The sequence below is a fragment of the Anabaena sp. 4-3 genome, assembly GCF_001597745.1.
Taxonomy (GTDB): domain Bacteria; phylum Cyanobacteriota; class Cyanobacteriia; order Cyanobacteriales; family Nostocaceae; genus Trichormus.
In genome coordinates this window covers 1-16,880 of record NZ_LUHJ01000049.1, presented here as the reverse complement: position 1 = coordinate 16,880, position 16,880 = coordinate 1, and the positions used below count along the sequence as shown (strand labels likewise).

The window sequence follows — 16,880 nt, the reverse complement described above, 5'->3', positions numbered from 1 at the left end:
CTAAAGTTGATAATTTGTAATTTAAATTTTTAATTCGTAAGTGCTTTTTTAGGAATTAAAGCTCCTCTTGAGCCTGCCAATCTTCTTCAGTTAATTCCTCATACAGTAAATCTAATCCAATTAACACTCTTTCCCGATCAGAAAGATCGCCTATAATTTTGCGTACAGGTGGAGGCAAAATTTTGGATAATGTGGGCGTGGCTAATATTTTATCTTCTTCTGCTAGTTGTGGATTTTTCAGCACATCAATTACTTTCAACGCATAAACGCCTTGAAATTCCTGCTCTAAAATGTTTTTGAGTGTTTTGAGCGCCCGGACTGAATTAGGGGTGTTCCCCGCTACATAAAGCTTGAGAACATAAGTCTTTCTGGCTTTATTCATAAAGAGAAAGGTTAAATTTTAACATAATAATATTGGGATGTGTTCATGAATTGACATTCATTCTCTGCTGATATGTGTGACTACTGCAATAGTGATTTTTTATTTAAAAATCGCACATCTATAAACTTCGCACAGGTGAGCTAAGATGTCTATTAGTGTTAAGCGATAATCTAGTAAGGCTTCATCGCTCCTTCCCTCTAATTTTAGATGCTTAGAAAACTCTTCAATTAGTTCCATGTGCATTTCGATAATTTGTGGCACAGGAATATTAGCACAAAATACCGCATTGATAAATTTATCGATTTTTTCTTTTAGTCCTGTGTCTGTAGTAAAGTAGTTAAGGAGAATCTCCCGATAATCTGATTTGAGTTGCTGCAATAATAGTTGTCGATCAACTCCTTGACTCATCTGCTGACCAACCTGCTGTGGTTTTTGCCTGGGTTCTGCAAAGGCATAGAAATATTTACTGTGAAACTTTTCGTTGATAATTGGCTGTAACCATTGCAGTAAATTGTAGATTTTCGCGGTGGTAGGAGCCACTAGAGACAATAGGCACAATTGTGAAAGATTAAAGTGCTTCCAGAACCACATCCACCTGCTTAATTTAGTGTCAATAGCTGGCTGCACTAAAGTATCTAAATTTTTTTTAATATCTGGTCGGATAATTAATATTGGTAGTAGCATTTACATAATTTATATTTTGTGAATCACAATGGCTGATTACTCATGAACTGATAACTACAGGTAATAGTGGATGTGTTGAAAGTTAACAATTCCATCCTCAAGCAACCCTTTACGTCACAATATGTATACAAAACTGGCAGTTCTAGCGTCCAGATAGGATATTGAATGGATATGAGGATTTGGTTGGCTGTGGCATTGTTGAGAACACTTAGTTAATAGATGATTTGTATTATGCGTATCTATCCAGATAGAGATTTTGTATTTGACTCCCTGATAAGATACTTAAACCAATTTAAAGTATTGTCGCATTTTAAATCATTATAATTCCTCAAGGTTCTAAAACGAATCATTGGAGCCATAATTGTTGTAGCTGTCACTATCGATGCCGAATTGAGACATCAGTGGCAAACTGGTGTGGATTTGCTTCCTAAAGTTCAACGTGGTGCAGGAAAAAGTCGCAGCTTTGCTGGCTATTGAATAAAACACCTGGTTTGGAAAAACCAAGTTTAGGGATTCAATAGCGTTGAGGCTGTACCGGATCGTTTATATGAGTCTTCTTAAAGGATATGGTCTCAAGTGCAAACCCTATTGGCCTTAGTGCTGATGGAGGAGGCAGAGGCGTTCACAGGAAGAATGACCCCCACAGTCTTATGTCAATGCTACAGTATCCACTTTCTGATTTTCTAGCAACTGTCAATAGTTGCTCAGAAACGAACACTCTGGCAGTGGTGCTGGAGATGTTTGAACAAGAGCAATGCGATCGCCTGGTAGTGGTAAATTACCAGCAATATCCCATTGGGGTGATTTACTCTGCCCAGCTAACACAAAAATTCTTGTCAGCTACAGGAAATCGGCAAATTTTCAATTTACAGCAACCACTGTCAACTTGGGGTCAAGACATTATTGAGCCAATACAAATATTACCAGCCACTCATCGTGTAGAGCAATTGATTGTATTTTGGCGTGAACAACCACAGTCTACTCAAAATCATTGCGAGTGGGCTTTAGTTGATGCCGATGGCAGATTATTGGGACTACTAAATAGTGTCCGACTGTTGACATTGCTAGCCAAAGGGCGAGTAGCCGATAGTAAGGTGGGAACTCAATCTTCAACTCTCCTCAGACCCTCAGCCCCAAAACATCCAGACACTTCTAGTATAAGTGATGCTAGTCTGAGGCGATCGCCTCGGCTCAATCAACAGTTATCCCCAGAATACCAAGCACTGATCAAGTTGTTGGCCAAATTGCCTTGGCCTTTAATGTTGCAGACAGGCACAGGTGAGATATTGACACAAAACCCGGCTTGGTGGCAACAACTAGGAACTTTCAAAGATCCCGAAGGAGTAAGGCAGCAAGTAGAAGCTATTTTAGCCGCTACCCGCATCAAACAACCACAATACGCCAGCCCTACAACAGTCCCAGTTTACGCTCATGGCAGAAGTCATGAGCATAATCCTTATACAACTCTACCGACTACAGGCTTACGACCTCTGTCAGTAGATCATCCAGAACCTACAGAATATGCCAAATCTGCCTCCAGTCGCTGCTTTTTAGATAGTCAGATGGGTACTTGTACCTGTGTTGTGGAAGTGAAAACAGGTCAGGAACGCATTTGGCAGTTTGCGAAAATACCTTTAGATAGTCGAGATTTAAAACTCTCCAGTTCTGAGTTAGAAGCTATCCGCAGCAATGATGACTTATGTTTGGTGTTAGCGACTGACGTAACGGAACAGCAGCAACTGTGCAAAGAACTAGCAGCCAAAAACGCCGACTTAGTACAATTAAATCGCTTAAAAGATGAATTTTTAGCTTGTATCAGTCATGAATTAAAGACACCCTTAACGGCGGTGTTGGGACTATCCCGGTTACTTGTAGACGAGCAGTTAGGCAAACTGAATGAACGTCAAGCCCGTTATGCCGGGTTAATTCATCAAAGCGGTCGCCACCTGATGAGCGTGGTAAATGACATTTTGGATTTAACCCGCATGGAAACAGGACAGATGGAACTGACACTGACACCAGTGAAGATTAAATCTGTTTGCGATCGCGCCCTCTTAGAAGCCAAAGCCGTCCATCATCAAACCAGTAAAACTACACAGTCATCATCTCCCCAATTCACTCTCTCCATTGAACCAGGTTTAGACCAGATTGTGGCCGATGAATTGCGCTTGCGCCAAATGCTAGTACATCTATTATCTAATGCCTTTAAATTTACCGAAATATCTGGGGAAATTGGCTTAAAAGTCAGTCATTGGGAAGGGTGGATTGCCTTTACAGTTTGGGACACAGGTATTGGTATTCCCGAACAGCAGCAACATTTAATCTTCCAAAAGTTCCAACAACTGGAAAATCCCCTCACCCGTCAGTTTGAAGGCACTGGTTTGGGGCTAGTTTTAACTAGAGCTTTGGCTCGTCTCCACGGTGGTGATGTCAGCTTCTTATCTAGAGAAGGTAAAGGCAGTCAATTTACACTGCTTTTACCACCTAGTCCACCAACCACAGGCTTGAATGAGTCCGAGCCAGAAACCACACTCAGCCACATCGAAACCGCCAATGCCCTTGCTTTCGCCAGCACGGCTAAACAACATCCCCCCAATCATTCCCAACGTTTAGTCTTGGTAGTTGAAGCCGTAGCCCGATACATTGAAGATGTGAGCGACAAACTCAAAGGTTTAGGTTATCGGGTAGTCATTGCTCGTTCGGGAACCGAGGCTGTAGAAAAAGCCCGTCGCTTACAGCCCAAAGCCATCTTTTTAAATCCCTTGTTACCCTTACTATCGGGGTGGGATGTCTTAACCTTACTCAAATCAGATGCCGCTACTCGTCAAATTCCCGTAATTGTCACAGCCACCGGCGCAGAAAAAGAGCAAGCTTATGCTAACCGTGCCGATGCTTTTTTAAGCTTACCCGTAGAACACCAATCCTTAGTACCACTGTTAGAAAAATTATGTACTAAACCAAAAGTTAAACACTCAGGTGTAGACAATGGTGAAACGACTCCACTCAACAAACCATTAAAAATTCTCAGATTGGTTGATGCTGACTTAGCATCAATTAACCCCCACCCCTCATTACAATCACATCGAGTCATCGAAGTCGATGATTTAGATCAAGCTGAACTCTTAGCCAGGGTTTGGCAATTTGATGTAGTGCTGTTGGATGTTGAAAGTTCCTTAGCACAAAATTATCTACAACAATTAACTCAGTATCCGCGATTGGCTGCCTTACCTCTAGTGACTTGTGATGTAGTCACCACCTTAAAAGCATCCCAAATACCGGGGTTGTCTGTCTTTCCTTGCTTAACACCATTGAATCAAGACAATAACAGTCATAGTCATAAAACTGATCCCTTGCTGTCAGTGCTACAGATTGCTTCTGGAGCCTGCTACCCTCCAAACATTCTGGTAGTAGATTTGACTATGTTGCAGGACTTACCCCAGGCTAAACGTAAACAAGCAAAGGGTTATAGCACCGGAAAAAACACTGGTGAAACTGCCGAACGCGGAACCGAGTGGTTTCAAGCTTTAATACAGTATTTGCAAACTGCTGGGTTAAAATCGACAATGGCGCGTTGTTGGGCAGAAGTTTTACAACAAATTCGTCATCAAAGTGTAGATTTACTCCTGATTTGTTTAGGTGCGTCCGCTATTCATCCCCAAGTCATGAAAGCCTTAAAAGCATTGCCAGATTTCCCCTTCAATCTGCCACCAATTTTGGTAATTGATCAAAGATTACATCGAAATACTGTCAATTCTCGGACTAAAACAAATCACCAAAAAACTGGTAATAGTCCTAACAATGAATTGGAATCAATAGAAACTATTCTCCAAGCAATAACTACTCAAGTCTTACCTCGTTCCATATCAATGGAAGACTTATTAAAACAAATCAATTATGCCTTAACTATCAAAGTTAAGGTATGAAAATATTGCACTGGCAGTGACTCTTGACAGGGGGTGCAGAAGAAGCAAGGGAGCAGAAATTTTACCTAGTCAACAGTCAACAGTCCCTAATGCCCAATTCCCTAGGATATTTTCAATTTTTCTTTTTCTTGTTTCATCTTTTTGAAATTGATGCGATTCAACTGGTAAGCACCTTTCATCGCTAAATTCTCATAATTATCTGGTGACAAATCCATTTTAAAAAAGTTTCTATTTTCAGTTAGCAGTAGGATAGAGTCTGGATTATTCGGTTGATTAGCTAGGTTTTGAATGTACTGCAAACCATCCTTTGTCAATTTAATAAATGTTACTTGCTTGTGACTATAAAAAACTATGCTGGGCTTTTTAAAGCCAACCATCAGGATTTCTTCGTTTGGTTGTTGGAATTGCACAACATCAGCCGATAATTGTCTTAAAGGTAGTTGGCGTTCTTGATCCATCAATAATAATGCTGGCATTAATACAATAATCAAAAATGCCACAAAACCTAATAAATTTACCCCAATAATTGAGTACCAATAGCGACATAAAATTAAACCAGCAATCACAACGGCAAAGAATAGCCACAGCCAACCGCCGATGGCTGGTATACCCGAATCTTGCAGAAGTTGATTAAAATTGGGTGCAGCTTGATCCTTACCTAATATTTGGGGTATGTGAAATAGTGCTACTGATAATACTGATAAAAATACTACGTTAAGCCAACTACTACCTTGTAAAAAAGACAAGGGATAATTAATAACTGTGCGGTTGGTATTTTGCTCTACAGTTGGGGAGAAGTCACTCCATAACAACGCTACTAAAATAGCTGCGGCTGGCATTAAAGGTAATACGTAACTAGGTAGTTTGGTGACGGCAATCGTAAAAAAGCTAAAAATACTGACAAACCAAACAAACGCAAATAAGCCGAATTGTTGCGATCGCGCTTGCATTACCCAGTGCGATCGCCTCCAAAACTTCAGCCTCACCATTGCCAAAGGTAGGTAAACTGAGTATGGCGCAAACAATAGCAGCACAATTACAAAGTAAAAATACCAGGGTGCTGAGTGACCATTCACTACTTCGGTGAACCGTTCAATATTGTGATAACCAAAAAATGAGTTGATGTAACTCTCACCGTTGCGCCAAATCACCAGCACATACCAAGGAACTGATAAAGTAAAAATAATTACCAACCCAAAAAACAGGCGCATTTCCCGAATCACTGTTCGCAGTTGTCCGACATACAGCAAAAACGCCCCAATAATGATTCCTGGTAACACAATTCCTACCGGGCCTTTAGTCAAAATTGCCCCAGCAATTAATACATAACAAGCTAAATACCATTTATTGGGTATTGTTGACTGTTGACTTGATTTGTCCCCAGTCCCCATTTCCCCGTATCCGCGAAAAAAGCATAATAAGGCGGACGCTATACACCCGGTTAACAGCATATCGGAGACACCAGTTCTTCCCCAGATGATCATTTCGGGATTGAGTGCTGTAATGGCTGCGGCTAAGGTGGCGGTTAAATAGCGGCGCGTGGGTAATGAGACTTGTTCTAATTCGTCTTTTTGAGTGAAATACCAATGGACAGTGTAAAACACTAAAGCCATGACTGCGATCGCCGCTAAGGCTGAGGGAAGACGGACTGCCCATTCATTCACTCCAATTAGAGCATAGGCGATCGCTTGACACCAGTAAACTAAAGCCGGTTTATCAAACCGAGTTTCACCATTGAAATAGGGAGTAATCCAATCGCCTGTAACTAACATTTGACGAGAAGCTTCAGCAAATAATGGCTCAGTTTCATCAACTAAGCCAATACTGCCCAAATTCCATCCGTAGCCTACCCAACCAACTACAATTAACCACAGGATTGCTACAGTCACAGCAAGGGCTGGACGCTTGACAATATATTTAAACCACTGCTCAACAGCGTGGGTAACGCTCAATTTCAACCTCATCAGTTATTAGTCAATAGTCATCATCCGCGATCAATCGCGTCTGTACAATAGTCGTTGGCTGGCTAAGTTTTGTTCATGACTAATAAAGAATATCAGCTATGGAGTCAGTACCAGTAACCATTCTTGCTGTTGAGCATTCCATTTGGGTAAGGATGTTTCTCCCACCACATAAGGCCCCCAATAGCGGCGCGAACCATCCTGAGCAAAGGCTACTAAGATATCTCCTTTTTCGATTTTGAGATTGCCATTAGGTAGAGACAGAATCAAACCTTGTGCGCTACCCTCTTGAGGATCAAAATCCCAATGGGCGGGAATATCAGCTTGTGCTTTCACGGAGCTTTTATTACCTGACTGTCGCACCAGTAGAGCCAATCGCACAGGTTGATCTGTTTGATTGCTCATGCGGAGATTTCCTTGAGACTTGTTACTGCTGGTTAATGACTGGCGAGAGGCTAGTACAGAGACAGTTGAATTAGTGTTTTGTTCTGATTTGTTACTAGGTGTGGATACAGGCTGGGAAATAGCCGTAGAATTACTGTTAGACGGTGAGACAGTTGATACGACATCGTGATGTACTTCTGGCAGATCAACATCAGTAGATAAGGGTGAAGATGTATCTGGATTTGCCGCCTCAAAAGAGACACTCATCTCGAAGCACCCTACCAGTAACCCCAGCAGTCCCAAAAAGCAAGCTGTAACCGCAGCGTTACGATACACGCAAGACTTCATGATGATATTGATTTAGAAATAAATATTTATTTAGGCTTGACCAAATACTAACCTATTATCACTAACTGTATCCAAGGTAATTTTTCTACAAGCCTCATCTATACTCACGTAGAATTCCTCTATGCTATGTATCATAGGTATCATTTTCAGTAAAATGGCTAATCATGAATCATTACTGGAGATAGTTGCTGAAAAAATCAATAAAACCCTGATAAACATGAAAATTCTGTCCAGCTTTAGCAAAAAAAGCGCAAAATATGATACATAAATCATGTATTTACTCGGAGAAAGTCCCATTGACATTTTTGGCTAGCAAGTAATTTGAGTCACAAGGTAACTTTGCTCAAACCACTAGATATCGCCACAGAATATTATTTACATTTCTTAATATTTCCTAGTGAGTGGCTCGTTTAATTACCTCAAGTGTCAAATGATATGCTCAAAGAAGCTTTGTGACTTTTATCCACCAGCTTGACCAATGCAAAACACTCGTCTTAACAACTTATTCGATGCCATTGTCAGAAGTTTAGGGCTATGGTTTTTAAATCCTTGGCGGCGACTGTCACTACTGGTAATTAGTTTTCTGTTTGGTTTTTTTCTGGGAACGGCAATCTCTACCATAGCTGGACAAAGAGGGACATTGGACATTGTGATAGCTGCTATTTTAGTGGTGTTGACTGAAGTGACTAGCAGAATCTTTTATAGTCGGAGCTTTTTTGCCAGACGAGAACTCTGGGTAGAATCACTCAACTTAATGAAAGTAGGTTTCATTTATAGCCTATTTATTGAAGCCTTTAAACTGGGTTCTTAAGTTGAGTAGAGAGACGATGAACAGTTGGTTAGAAGGGATAGGGACTGCAAGTTGGCAACAAGCAGCACAAACAGCAGCGTTAGCAGATAAATTCCGGGCAGAAGCTTTTGGGATCACGTCGGCCAATGTCGGGCAAGTTATTCAGGAGCGATCGCAGCTTTTACAATCTGTATTACCAGGGTTTAGCGAATTCTGCCAAACTCGCCTACATACGCCAGTAGAGAAAATGTTGCCGGTGTTGTGGGACTTGTGGCTACCTCTGGCGATGAAAATTGCATTACAACACCAACAGTTACAGCGTCCTGTGATTCAGGGAATTTTGGGGGGACAAGGAACAGGTAAAACGACGATGTGCCAAGTTCTGGGTTTGATTCTTCAGGAGTTGGGATATCGGAGTGTGAGTTTGTCTATTGATGACTTGTATAAAACTTATAGCGATCGCCTGGCTTTAGTGCAAGTTGATCCCCGGTTAATTTGGCGTGGCCCCCCAGGAACTCATGATGTAGACTTAGGCTTAAATGTGTTAGAGCAAATTCGCGCTTCACAAAGCCCAGTGATCATTCCCCGCTTTGATAAATCTGCTTATGGTGGTGCTGGCGATCGCACTCACCCAGAAATTGTAGAAAAGGTTGATATACTGCTATTTGAGGGTTGGTTGGTGGGTGTGCGTCCGATTCATCCCGATGTATTTGACGATGCACCACCGCCGATTCTCACTGATGAGGATCGGGTATTTGCCCGTGATATGAATCAACGACTATGTGAATATTTACCACTGTGGGAGAGATTAGATAGTTTAGTGGTGTTATATCCCCTTGATTATCGTTGGTCTGTGGAATGGCGTAAACAAGCCGAACAGCAAATGATTGCGGCTGGTAAAACGGGGATGAGTGATGCACAGATTGAAGAATTTGTCAATTATTTCTGGCGATCGCTGCATCCAGAATTATTTATCAAGCCCTTGGTTGAATCTCAGAAAAATGTTGATTTAGTAATTGAGATTCATAGCGATCGTTCCTTTGGCAAAGTTTACCACCCAGTCAGGTGATAGGGATTGGGACTAATGCCTATATTCTATCGACTTGGCGGAAGATAGGACTTACGCAAGATGTGATTGAAAGACTGAAAGCTTGATTATTATGTAGCGGTAATTCATGTAGCCGAAGGCTTCCCGCAGGGTATTACCGCTACTTTCGTGATGTTTTGCGTAAGTCCTGGGAAAATTTTCTCTTCCGTTGGCTGTGTTTTTATCTAAAAGGCATTCTGCAAGATTGTAACACACATCTTGCACCTGTTCCTTGATGATAATTTTTGTAGGGTGGGCATTGCTTGCAACTTGCTGAAAGCCTTAGTTTTAGGTTGTTGGCAATGCCCACCTGGAGCTTATTGAGAATGGTGCAAGATATGACGTAATCACTTGAGCATCAACTGAGCTATTTTCAGCTTTTATTAATTTTCTGTGTACATACAGAAATGTTAAAAGAAGTTTTTATTTTTTATCCATTTTAAACCGAGTTTTTACTTACTTTTAGCCAAATCATTTCAATCGATATTATTAATAGATGTTTGACTAATTCAGCATTTTTACAAGTGTAAAATAACAACTGTGTCCATCATACTTATAAAGTAAAGTAAACACATATTCTCAATAATACTTTGAGATTTTAGACCGTCATCAATTGGAGGAGAAATGAGCCTAGAAGAATTGGTTTCCGATATCGCTCCTGACCTTATATTTAATGATTTTACTGGAAAAAACAAAGTAGGGGCTGTAGCAGGTGGTGTAGGAGCTTTGTGTGCAGTAGGTGCTTTAGGTTTGACTGGCCCGATTGCTGTACCTATAGCTATAGGAGGTGTTTTAATTGGTGCAAAAGGAGAGTCTTCAGTTAAAAGTACCGTAAGAAGTATAGGTTCTATAGTTGGAAGTCTAGCATCTGGAGTAGGTTCTGTAGTTGGTCATGCAAGTAACGGAATCACAGCAGGAGTTTTAGGATTTATCGATGTATTCAAAAGTGATGAGGATTTTTTTAACCGAGGAGTTGAAAGGCTAGAAAATAAACAGTATGCAGAAGCGATTGAAGATTTTTCTAAAGCGATAGAAATAAATCGTCAGTATGGCGAAGCATATTACTTAAGGGGTTGTATTTATTCTCAAATTAGTCAATATCAAGCAGCCATTAAAGATTTTTCTAAAGTCATCAAACTTGACCCTGAATGTGATGAAGCATATTTTTTAAGGGGCTGTAATCTCTCGGATATGCGTGATTATCAAGGAGCTATCAAAGATTATACTCAGGCAATCAAAATTAATCCTCAACATATTAATGCTTATTGTAATAGAGGGCATCTTTTCGCCGCAGAAAAAAATTACAATGCTGCTATTTTTGATTACACACAGAGTATTCTTATAGACTCAACTAATCAGGATATTTATGAAAGAAGAGGAAGAATATATCTTGAAATTAAAGATTATAAATCTGCTATAGCTGACTATACCCAAGTGATTAAGTTGGATAAACGCAAATTTAATGTTTACTTTATTCGAGGCTGTATATTTTTTGATTTACAAGATTATGATGCTGCAATAACAGATTTTACTTATCTTATCGAAAATCATTATTGTATAGCTGAGTCATACTTACATCGCGCCAATGCTTATTTAGCAAATCAGAAATTTGAAAAAGCGATTGTAGATTTTAATCAGGTAATTAACATTCGACCCAATGATGTTTCTACTATATTAAGCAGGGCTGATGCTCGTGCTATGCTTAAAGATTACAATCAAGCTATTGCCGACTATACTCTAGCCATTAAAAATAAATCTGAATGTGTAGAAGCATATTTTAAACGAGGTAATGTTCGTACTCTAAAAAAAGACTACAGAGCAGCAATTAAAGACTATAATCAAGTTCTACAAATTGATCAAAATTATGCTTTTGCCTATGTACAACTGGGTTATGTCCGTAAGCAACAAGGAAAACTTCAAGAAGCAGTAGAAAATTTGAAGCAGGCAATAAGTGTTTTTTATAAAAAATCTATGCCCAACGAAATCAAAAAAATTCAACAAGAAATCAGAATTTTGGAAAATGAAATTAAAAATACACCTTGGTGGAAGATGAGAATTTTTTAACCTAGCTCAGTTTAACACTCAACCAAGTAACCTTGATGGTTGAGTGGTACAAATTGAATAAAAACACTACTCATTAACAGAACAATTTGAACTTGTAGACACTTGCCGTAGAAAATAAAATTATCAGGAAATCCTTGTAAAGCAGCTAGTTCACGAGGTGTAAAATCTCTATCTTGTTCAGGATGTATAAAACGTCCTTTAGCATTCCAAACTGTAACCCAAGGTAGTAAATGCCTGTGAGAATTTTCTATGTATTTCATTTGGAATACAATAGAAATATTACTTATTTTACATCATGCTTCTGGCTTACGTATATAAACTCAAACCCTTACCGAAACAAGCTGAAAAAATGGAGCGTTGGCTTCATCTGCTACGCCTGCAATATAACTTTCGAGTCAGGGAAAGGACAGAGGCTTATGAGCAAGCAAAAGCACCTGTTATGGGCAACTACTGTACTATTCAAACTCAAGCTGAGTGCTGTCCACTCACTTGTTCAGTGAGCAAAGGTGCTTTATACGGTAATCCCTGGACTAGCAAGGGTAAAAAACGCAGTCCATTAGCTCAACAGGATGCAAATTTAGTAGACCTTAAAAAAGAACGACCTTGGTACAGCGAGGTTAATTATCACGTCTTGCAACAAATGCTCAAGCAGGTTGATGCTGCATTTGGGCGTTTTTTTCAAGGCTTAGGTAAATATCCAAAAACAAAACGCCGGGGGAAATTTCGCTCTTTTACCTACCCAGCAGGGGATGTTGGCTTTAAACACAACAAAGTCAGATTCCCCGGAATTGGCTGGATGCGATTTTTTCAATCTCGACCGTTTCCACTTGGGTTTAAAATTCGTGCAGCGACGGTGCGGAAAAAAGCAGATGGTTTTTATATCTCCGTTCTGTTGCAAGATGAAACAGTTCCTCAGCCTTCAGCATCCCAGCAAATACAAACAGCGTTAGGAGTGGATTTAGGAATTAAAAAGCTGATATCTCTTAGCACTGGTGAAACTATTGTCAATCCTCGATTTTACAACCAGATGGAACGCAGGCGATCGCGTCTTAACCGCGCCGCCAGTCGTAAAGTTTTAGGTTCCCGTCGTCGTCAAAAAGCATATCAGCAAATAGCAAAGCTAGAACAGAAAGTTACGAATCAAAGAGAGGATTATCAATGGAAGATAGCTCATAACTTAGTTAAGCGATTCGACCTGATTGTATTTGAAAATCTCAACATTCAGGGAATGATCACACGCTGCAAACCCAAACAAGATGAAAGTGGTAAGTATTTACGCAATGGTCAGTCTGCTAAGTCTGCGCTAAATAAAGCGATCGCTGATGCTGCTTGGGGTTCCCTCAAACTGAAAGTTAAAATTTTGTCCGAAAGGGCTGGCGTTCTAGTACATGAGGTTAGGCCAAACTTTAGCTCCCAAGAATGCAGCGAATGTGGTTATATAAGTCCTACAAACCGAAATCAAGAAAAGTTTCTTTGCGAACATTGTGGTCATCACGCAGATGCAGACGTTGATGCAGCAAAAGTCATATTAAAGCGCGGTTTGAAGGAACTAGGGATTAATTTAGATGCTGTATCGGGAGTCCCTCGAAAACAGGATAAAAGTACGCCCAAGGAGCCTGTTGCGAGACAGGGTGTATCAACTGCGTTGGTGGTTGAGCCTGGGAACCCTCATCGAGTGGAGGAGAAGCTAAGTAATTAGCTCTCGGTGTATCTTAGCATGAGCTATGTAAACACTGTCGATTGAAATCGGGCGGGGTACACCAATATTCTATAAAATCAACGGAGAGGGGGAGATTCGAACTCCCGGAACCCTTGCGAGTTCATCTGATTTCAAGTCAGACGCAATCGACCACTCTGCCACCTCTCCAATAAACTGTCGAGCTACTGCCTATCCTAACATTCGTTGATGAGCAATAAACCAGACAGATTCTAATATACCTTATCACTAAGCAGGTTGCACTACTGAATTGGATTTCTGATACAAAATTTCTTCTGTCACCACCTGAAAATCTTTACCAACCCAAACTAAAGCAGCCTGTGTGACTATACCCCCCTCTAGAGAAACCAGGGAGAAATTCCGCAGTTTCTCGCCGTCCTGCTCTACAATCCTGGGTACACTAGCCGCATTTAAGTAAATTATCCCTTCTGGACTCTGAAAGATAGCTTTTCGCAGTTGTTTCTTAGTATGCCGTAAATTATGGTGCATATGCCCAAACGTCACCAAGGAAATCTTTTTACCAGCCGTGAGCGTTTGAGAAATCGCCTCAGCAAAATCTGGATCGCCAAAGTCCCCACCTATAGGATGCCAATCTTTACCGCAGGGGTCTTCCGGGCGATCGCCTAATCCACTCGGCCCATTATGACCTAAAAAAATAATCGTATCACAGGCTGCACTTTTCACCGCCTCCCAGATTTTTGCTGCTGACTCTTCCAAAGTTGTCACACCATAACGCTGTTTGCAGATGTCAGCAAATCTCCATTCCTGACCACCCCAGCTAAAAGGACGACTCCCCACTACAGTTAAATTCCACTCTGGGAAATCTAGTTTACTGTAACCTACGTGGGCTGAACCTAATAAATCTAGTTGTGCTTGTACCCGGTCTTCCTTGGTGCGATCGTAAGGACACTTCTTGCGTCCCCATTCTGTAGCAGTGTACCAAGCATCGTGATTGCCCATAACTGCTGCTTTGGGAATATCCACCGAAGCGATCGCTCTTACCACTTCCACCGATTCATTACCAAAATCCCCCACAAACAGCACCAAATCAACACCCAGATGTTTGAGTGCAATGCCATCTTCTGTTTCCCACTGGTCGTGAACATCTCCCACTACAGCAATTTTGAGAGTTTGTGATTGCGATTTTTGACTGGTCATGCCACTTTTTCTTCCCGTATATTTCCAGCATAGGAAACTCAGCCGCATTTGCACATAAATTCGGTCTATCAACCCATCTACTATTTTTGGTAAAAACTACTATAATTGATTCATAGACAAAATTTGTAATAAAAAATAACCTAACTGTGTTTACCACTGCTTTAGCTCAACGGGAACAGACTCAAACGGGTGGACTACCACAAGATTTATTCGCCGCTATTGAAAGTCTCAAGAAAGAACTCAATGCGGTAATCTTGGCGCATTATTATCAAGATCCAGATATTCAGGATATTGCAGACTTTATTGGAGATTCCCTACAACTAGCTAGAGCCGCCGCTAAGACGAATGCAGATGTGATTGTCTTTGCTGGCGTTCACTTTATGGCGGAAACAGCCAAGATACTCAACCCTCACAAGTTGGTACTATTACCCGATTTGAATGCAGGTTGTTCTTTGGCTGATAGTTGTCCACCAGCCGAATTTGCAGCTTTTAAAGCCGCACATCCCGATCATCTGGTGGTGTCATATATTAATTGTTCTGCCGAAATTAAGGCGATGAGCGATATTATCTGCACCAGTTCCAACGCTGTGAAGATTGTGCAGCAAATACCGGAAGAACAACCCATTATTTTTGCTCCAGACCGAAATTTAGGGCGGTATGTGATGGAACAGACCGGACGGGATTTGGTATTATGGCAAGGTAGCTGTATAGTACATGAAACATTTTCCGAGAAGAAGATTGTTCAACTAAAGATAGCTCATCCACAAGCAGAAGCGATCGCTCACCCAGAATGTGAAAGTAGCGTCTTGCGTCACGCTAGTTTTATTGGCTCCACAGCAGCTTTACTTAAATATTGTCAAAGTAGCCCCACCCAAGAATTTATCGTGGCTACAGAGCCAGGTATTATTCACCAAATGCAAAAACTTGCGCCTCACAAGCACTTTATCCCTGCTCCCCCAGTGAATAACTGTGCTTGTAACGAATGTCCGTTCATGCGGTTAAATACCTTAGAAAAACTCTATTGGGCGATGAAAAATCGTACCCCTGAAATCACCATTCCAGAACACATCCGCATTGCAGCACTGCGACCAATTCAACGGATGTTAGAAATGAGTAATTAGTAAAATTATGTTTGTCAAATTTGTAGAGATGTACTTTAATATGACATCTCTACATTTTCTTTAATCTCATAACTCACTCTTTGCTGCTTCTTTTTGTGCCGTCTCACTATATTTTTTGTATAGTTGAGAGCGGATTTTAGCTTCTTGGTAACGGCTGTGAGTTGGTGGAACTGCATTCATTAAATCAGAAGCTCGTTGCCACATCGCCGCTAGTTCTAACCATTGAGTGGAGCTTGTCGCAGTTTTCCCAGCAACAGAAGCTTTGTTAGCAATTCGCACAGCTGCTGCAAATGAATCATGAGATTTATCGGCTTCTGTTTTTGTTCTGTTAGTATTAGCTGTAGCAAAAGAATTGGTATTTTCTAGTTGCACTAAATTTTTAAGCTGTTCGCCAAATTGGGTATAAACAACCCAACCCAGCGTGAGCAACAACCCTAACCCTAATGCTAATTGCCATCTAACTGTAGGTGATTTGTTTTGTTTATCACTGTTAGTTATAGGCGACAACTTAGGTAAATTTAGTTGTCCTTCAGCTTGAGATGCTTGAAAATCTTTAATTAATTGCTGAACAACATTTGGTTGAGCCAGTGTAATTTCCTGTGACCATAGTAATTGATTGTCGCGATCGCCATCAATCTCTGTTAACCACAGCAATTGCTGTTCTCTAACGATGCGACTGTTAATTTTGACGCGCCGAATATTACGCGGTGCAATTGACTCAAGGATTTGCTGGATTTCTTCTACTAGGCGAGATTGCTCAAGTTCCTCTACCTTAGCTGCCTCACACAGCAATTGTAAGACTCCATCAGCAAACACAGCCCTAATTCTGACACCAGACTTAGTAAGTGTTTCGTTTAATACTTGAATAATTGCAGCAACACTACCTTGGTGAGCTTGCCAAGTGATATCATTTATCCGATCTACCATTGGAGATTTATTGATAGCTTTTCAACCCTAATTTTTAAAGTAAACCTAATATAAGGCTACTGTTCTAGTGAACTTTACCTTGCCTTTGATTTTACGAGTAAAAACATCAGGTTGCCACATAAATTCTTAAAAATATAGCCTCTTTCCATTGATAGTCAGGAGGTTCTATATTCCCAGGATGAGAAGCATACAATACCTCAGCAATAACCGGGTTTACACTTAGCTATCTCAAGTGTTACTTAAAATAAGGAATAATAGCCTAAAACAAAAACCCCCTTGATATATCAAAGGGGGTTTTTTGGTTTGAGTAATAAACCTGGCGCCGAGCAATTGT

Annotated in this window: 13 protein-coding genes and 1 tRNA gene; 6 read left to right on the top strand and 8 right to left on the bottom strand. The window is 40.7% G+C overall.

The features are described 5' to 3' along the window. Positions 1-55: 55 nt before the first annotated feature. Together kaiB and A3775_RS13120 are read right to left on the bottom strand one after the other, a co-directional pair. On the bottom strand, positions 56-382 hold the full coding sequence (gene kaiB, locus A3775_RS13125) for a circadian clock protein KaiB (RefSeq protein WP_066377399.1): 327 nt from the start codon (positions 380-382) through the stop codon (positions 56-58). 99 nt (positions 383-481) lie between these two features. After that, the gene (locus A3775_RS13120; RefSeq protein ID WP_066425298.1) at positions 482-1,066 is read right to left on the bottom strand and encodes a KaiA family protein; all 585 of its coding nucleotides are present in this window, start codon (positions 1,064-1,066) and stop codon (positions 482-484) included. A gap of 650 nt (positions 1,067-1,716) precedes the next feature. Between A3775_RS13120 and A3775_RS13115 the strand changes: the two genes are divergently transcribed. Continuing rightward, positions 1,717-4,989 carry a hybrid sensor histidine kinase/response regulator gene (locus A3775_RS13115; RefSeq protein ID WP_066425294.1) on the top strand — a complete coding sequence of 1,091 codons (3,273 nt, stop codon included), beginning with the start codon at positions 1,717-1,719 and terminating at the stop codon, positions 4,987-4,989. A gap of 101 nt (positions 4,990-5,090) precedes the next feature. Here A3775_RS13115 and A3775_RS13110 read toward each other — a convergent pair whose 3' ends face one another. Then, positions 5,091-6,953 (bottom strand): glycosyltransferase family 39 protein, encoded by a 1,863-nt coding sequence (locus A3775_RS13110; RefSeq protein ID WP_066425291.1) that lies wholly within the window; start codon positions 6,951-6,953, stop codon positions 5,091-5,093. A 96-nt stretch (positions 6,954-7,049) separates the two neighbouring features. Further along, positions 7,050-7,682 (bottom strand): hypothetical protein, encoded by a 633-nt coding sequence (locus tag A3775_RS13105; RefSeq protein ID WP_066425289.1) that lies wholly within the window; start codon positions 7,680-7,682, stop codon positions 7,050-7,052. 478 nt (positions 7,683-8,160) lie between these two features. On the opposite strand from A3775_RS13105, the gene A3775_RS13100 reads away from it, so the two are divergent. The 3 genes from A3775_RS13100 (at position 8,161) to A3775_RS13090 (ending at position 11,623) form a co-directional block, all read left to right on the top strand. Beyond that, positions 8,161-8,493, top strand: coding sequence for a DUF565 domain-containing protein (locus tag A3775_RS13100; protein WP_066377390.1), 333 nt, complete (start codon positions 8,161-8,163; stop codon positions 8,491-8,493). A 16-nt stretch (positions 8,494-8,509) separates the two neighbouring features. Next, on the top strand, positions 8,510-9,541 hold the full coding sequence (locus A3775_RS13095; protein WP_066377389.1) for a glycerate kinase: 1,032 nt from the start codon (positions 8,510-8,512) through the stop codon (positions 9,539-9,541). 642 nt (positions 9,542-10,183) lie between these two features. Beyond that, positions 10,184-11,623, top strand: coding sequence for a tetratricopeptide repeat protein (locus tag A3775_RS13090; protein ID WP_066425288.1), 1,440 nt, complete (start codon positions 10,184-10,186; stop codon positions 11,621-11,623). Between the two features lie 11 nt (positions 11,624-11,634). On the opposite strand, the gene A3775_RS13085 is transcribed toward A3775_RS13090, so the two are convergent. Continuing rightward, positions 11,635-11,883 carry a DNA cytosine methyltransferase gene (locus A3775_RS13085; protein WP_066377387.1) on the bottom strand — a complete coding sequence of 83 codons (249 nt, stop codon included), beginning with the start codon at positions 11,881-11,883 and terminating at the stop codon, positions 11,635-11,637. 35 nt (positions 11,884-11,918) lie between these two features. Here A3775_RS13085 and A3775_RS13080 point away from each other — a divergent pair, with 35 nt between their 5' ends. After that, the gene (locus A3775_RS13080; RefSeq protein WP_066377386.1) at positions 11,919-13,322 is read left to right on the top strand and encodes an RNA-guided endonuclease TnpB family protein; all 1,404 of its coding nucleotides are present in this window, start codon (positions 11,919-11,921) and stop codon (positions 13,320-13,322) included. An 81-nt stretch (positions 13,323-13,403) separates the two neighbouring features. On the opposite strand, the gene A3775_RS13075 is transcribed toward A3775_RS13080, so the two are convergent. After that, a tRNA-Ser gene (locus A3775_RS13075) sits at positions 13,404-13,490 on the bottom strand. 78 nt (positions 13,491-13,568) lie between these two features. After that, the gene (locus A3775_RS13070; protein WP_066425287.1) at positions 13,569-14,498 is read right to left on the bottom strand and encodes a TIGR04168 family protein; all 930 of its coding nucleotides are present in this window, start codon (positions 14,496-14,498) and stop codon (positions 13,569-13,571) included. A 146-nt stretch (positions 14,499-14,644) separates the two neighbouring features. Here A3775_RS13070 and nadA point away from each other — a divergent pair, with 146 nt between their 5' ends. Then, complete coding sequence (gene nadA / locus A3775_RS13065) at positions 14,645-15,619, top strand: quinolinate synthase NadA (protein WP_066425284.1); 975 nt, start codon at positions 14,645-14,647, stop codon at positions 15,617-15,619. A gap of 66 nt (positions 15,620-15,685) precedes the next feature. Here the strand turns inward: nadA and A3775_RS13060 are convergent, their stop codons facing one another. Continuing rightward, positions 15,686-16,546: a hypothetical protein gene (locus A3775_RS13060; RefSeq protein ID WP_066425282.1), complete on the bottom strand. Its 861-nt coding sequence runs from the start codon at positions 16,544-16,546 to the stop codon at positions 15,686-15,688. Positions 16,547-16,880: the final 334 nt, after the last annotated feature.

Excerpts from the sequence above, each read along its gene's own strand:
- A3775_RS13110 (WP_066425291.1), bottom strand. The coding sequence starts at position 6,953 with ATGAGGTTGAAATTGAGCGTTACCCACGCTGTTGAGCAGTGGTTTAAA.
- A3775_RS13060 (WP_066425282.1), bottom strand. The coding sequence starts at position 16,546 with ATGGTAGATCGGATAAATGATATCACTTGGCAAGCTCACCAAGGTAGT.
- A3775_RS13100 (WP_066377390.1), top strand. The coding sequence starts at position 8,161 with ATGCAAAACACTCGTCTTAACAACTTATTCGATGCCATTGTCAGAAGT.
- A3775_RS13090 (WP_066425288.1), top strand. The coding sequence starts at position 10,184 with ATGAGCCTAGAAGAATTGGTTTCCGATATCGCTCCTGACCTTATATTT.
- A3775_RS13085 (WP_066377387.1), bottom strand. The coding sequence starts at position 11,883 with ATGAAATACATAGAAAATTCTCACAGGCATTTACTACCTTGGGTTACA.
- A3775_RS13120 (WP_066425298.1), bottom strand. The coding sequence starts at position 1,066 with ATGCTACTACCAATATTAATTATCCGACCAGATATTAAAAAAAATTTA.
- A3775_RS13105 (WP_066425289.1), bottom strand. The coding sequence starts at position 7,682 with ATGAAGTCTTGCGTGTATCGTAACGCTGCGGTTACAGCTTGCTTTTTG.
- A3775_RS13080 (WP_066377386.1), top strand. The coding sequence starts at position 11,919 with ATGCTTCTGGCTTACGTATATAAACTCAAACCCTTACCGAAACAAGCT.
- kaiB (WP_066377399.1), bottom strand. The coding sequence starts at position 382 with ATGAATAAAGCCAGAAAGACTTATGTTCTCAAGCTTTATGTAGCGGGG.
- A3775_RS13095 (WP_066377389.1), top strand. The coding sequence starts at position 8,510 with ATGAACAGTTGGTTAGAAGGGATAGGGACTGCAAGTTGGCAACAAGCA.
- A3775_RS13115 (WP_066425294.1), top strand. The coding sequence starts at position 1,717 with ATGTCAATGCTACAGTATCCACTTTCTGATTTTCTAGCAACTGTCAAT.
- A3775_RS13070 (WP_066425287.1), bottom strand. The coding sequence starts at position 14,498 with ATGACCAGTCAAAAATCGCAATCACAAACTCTCAAAATTGCTGTAGTG.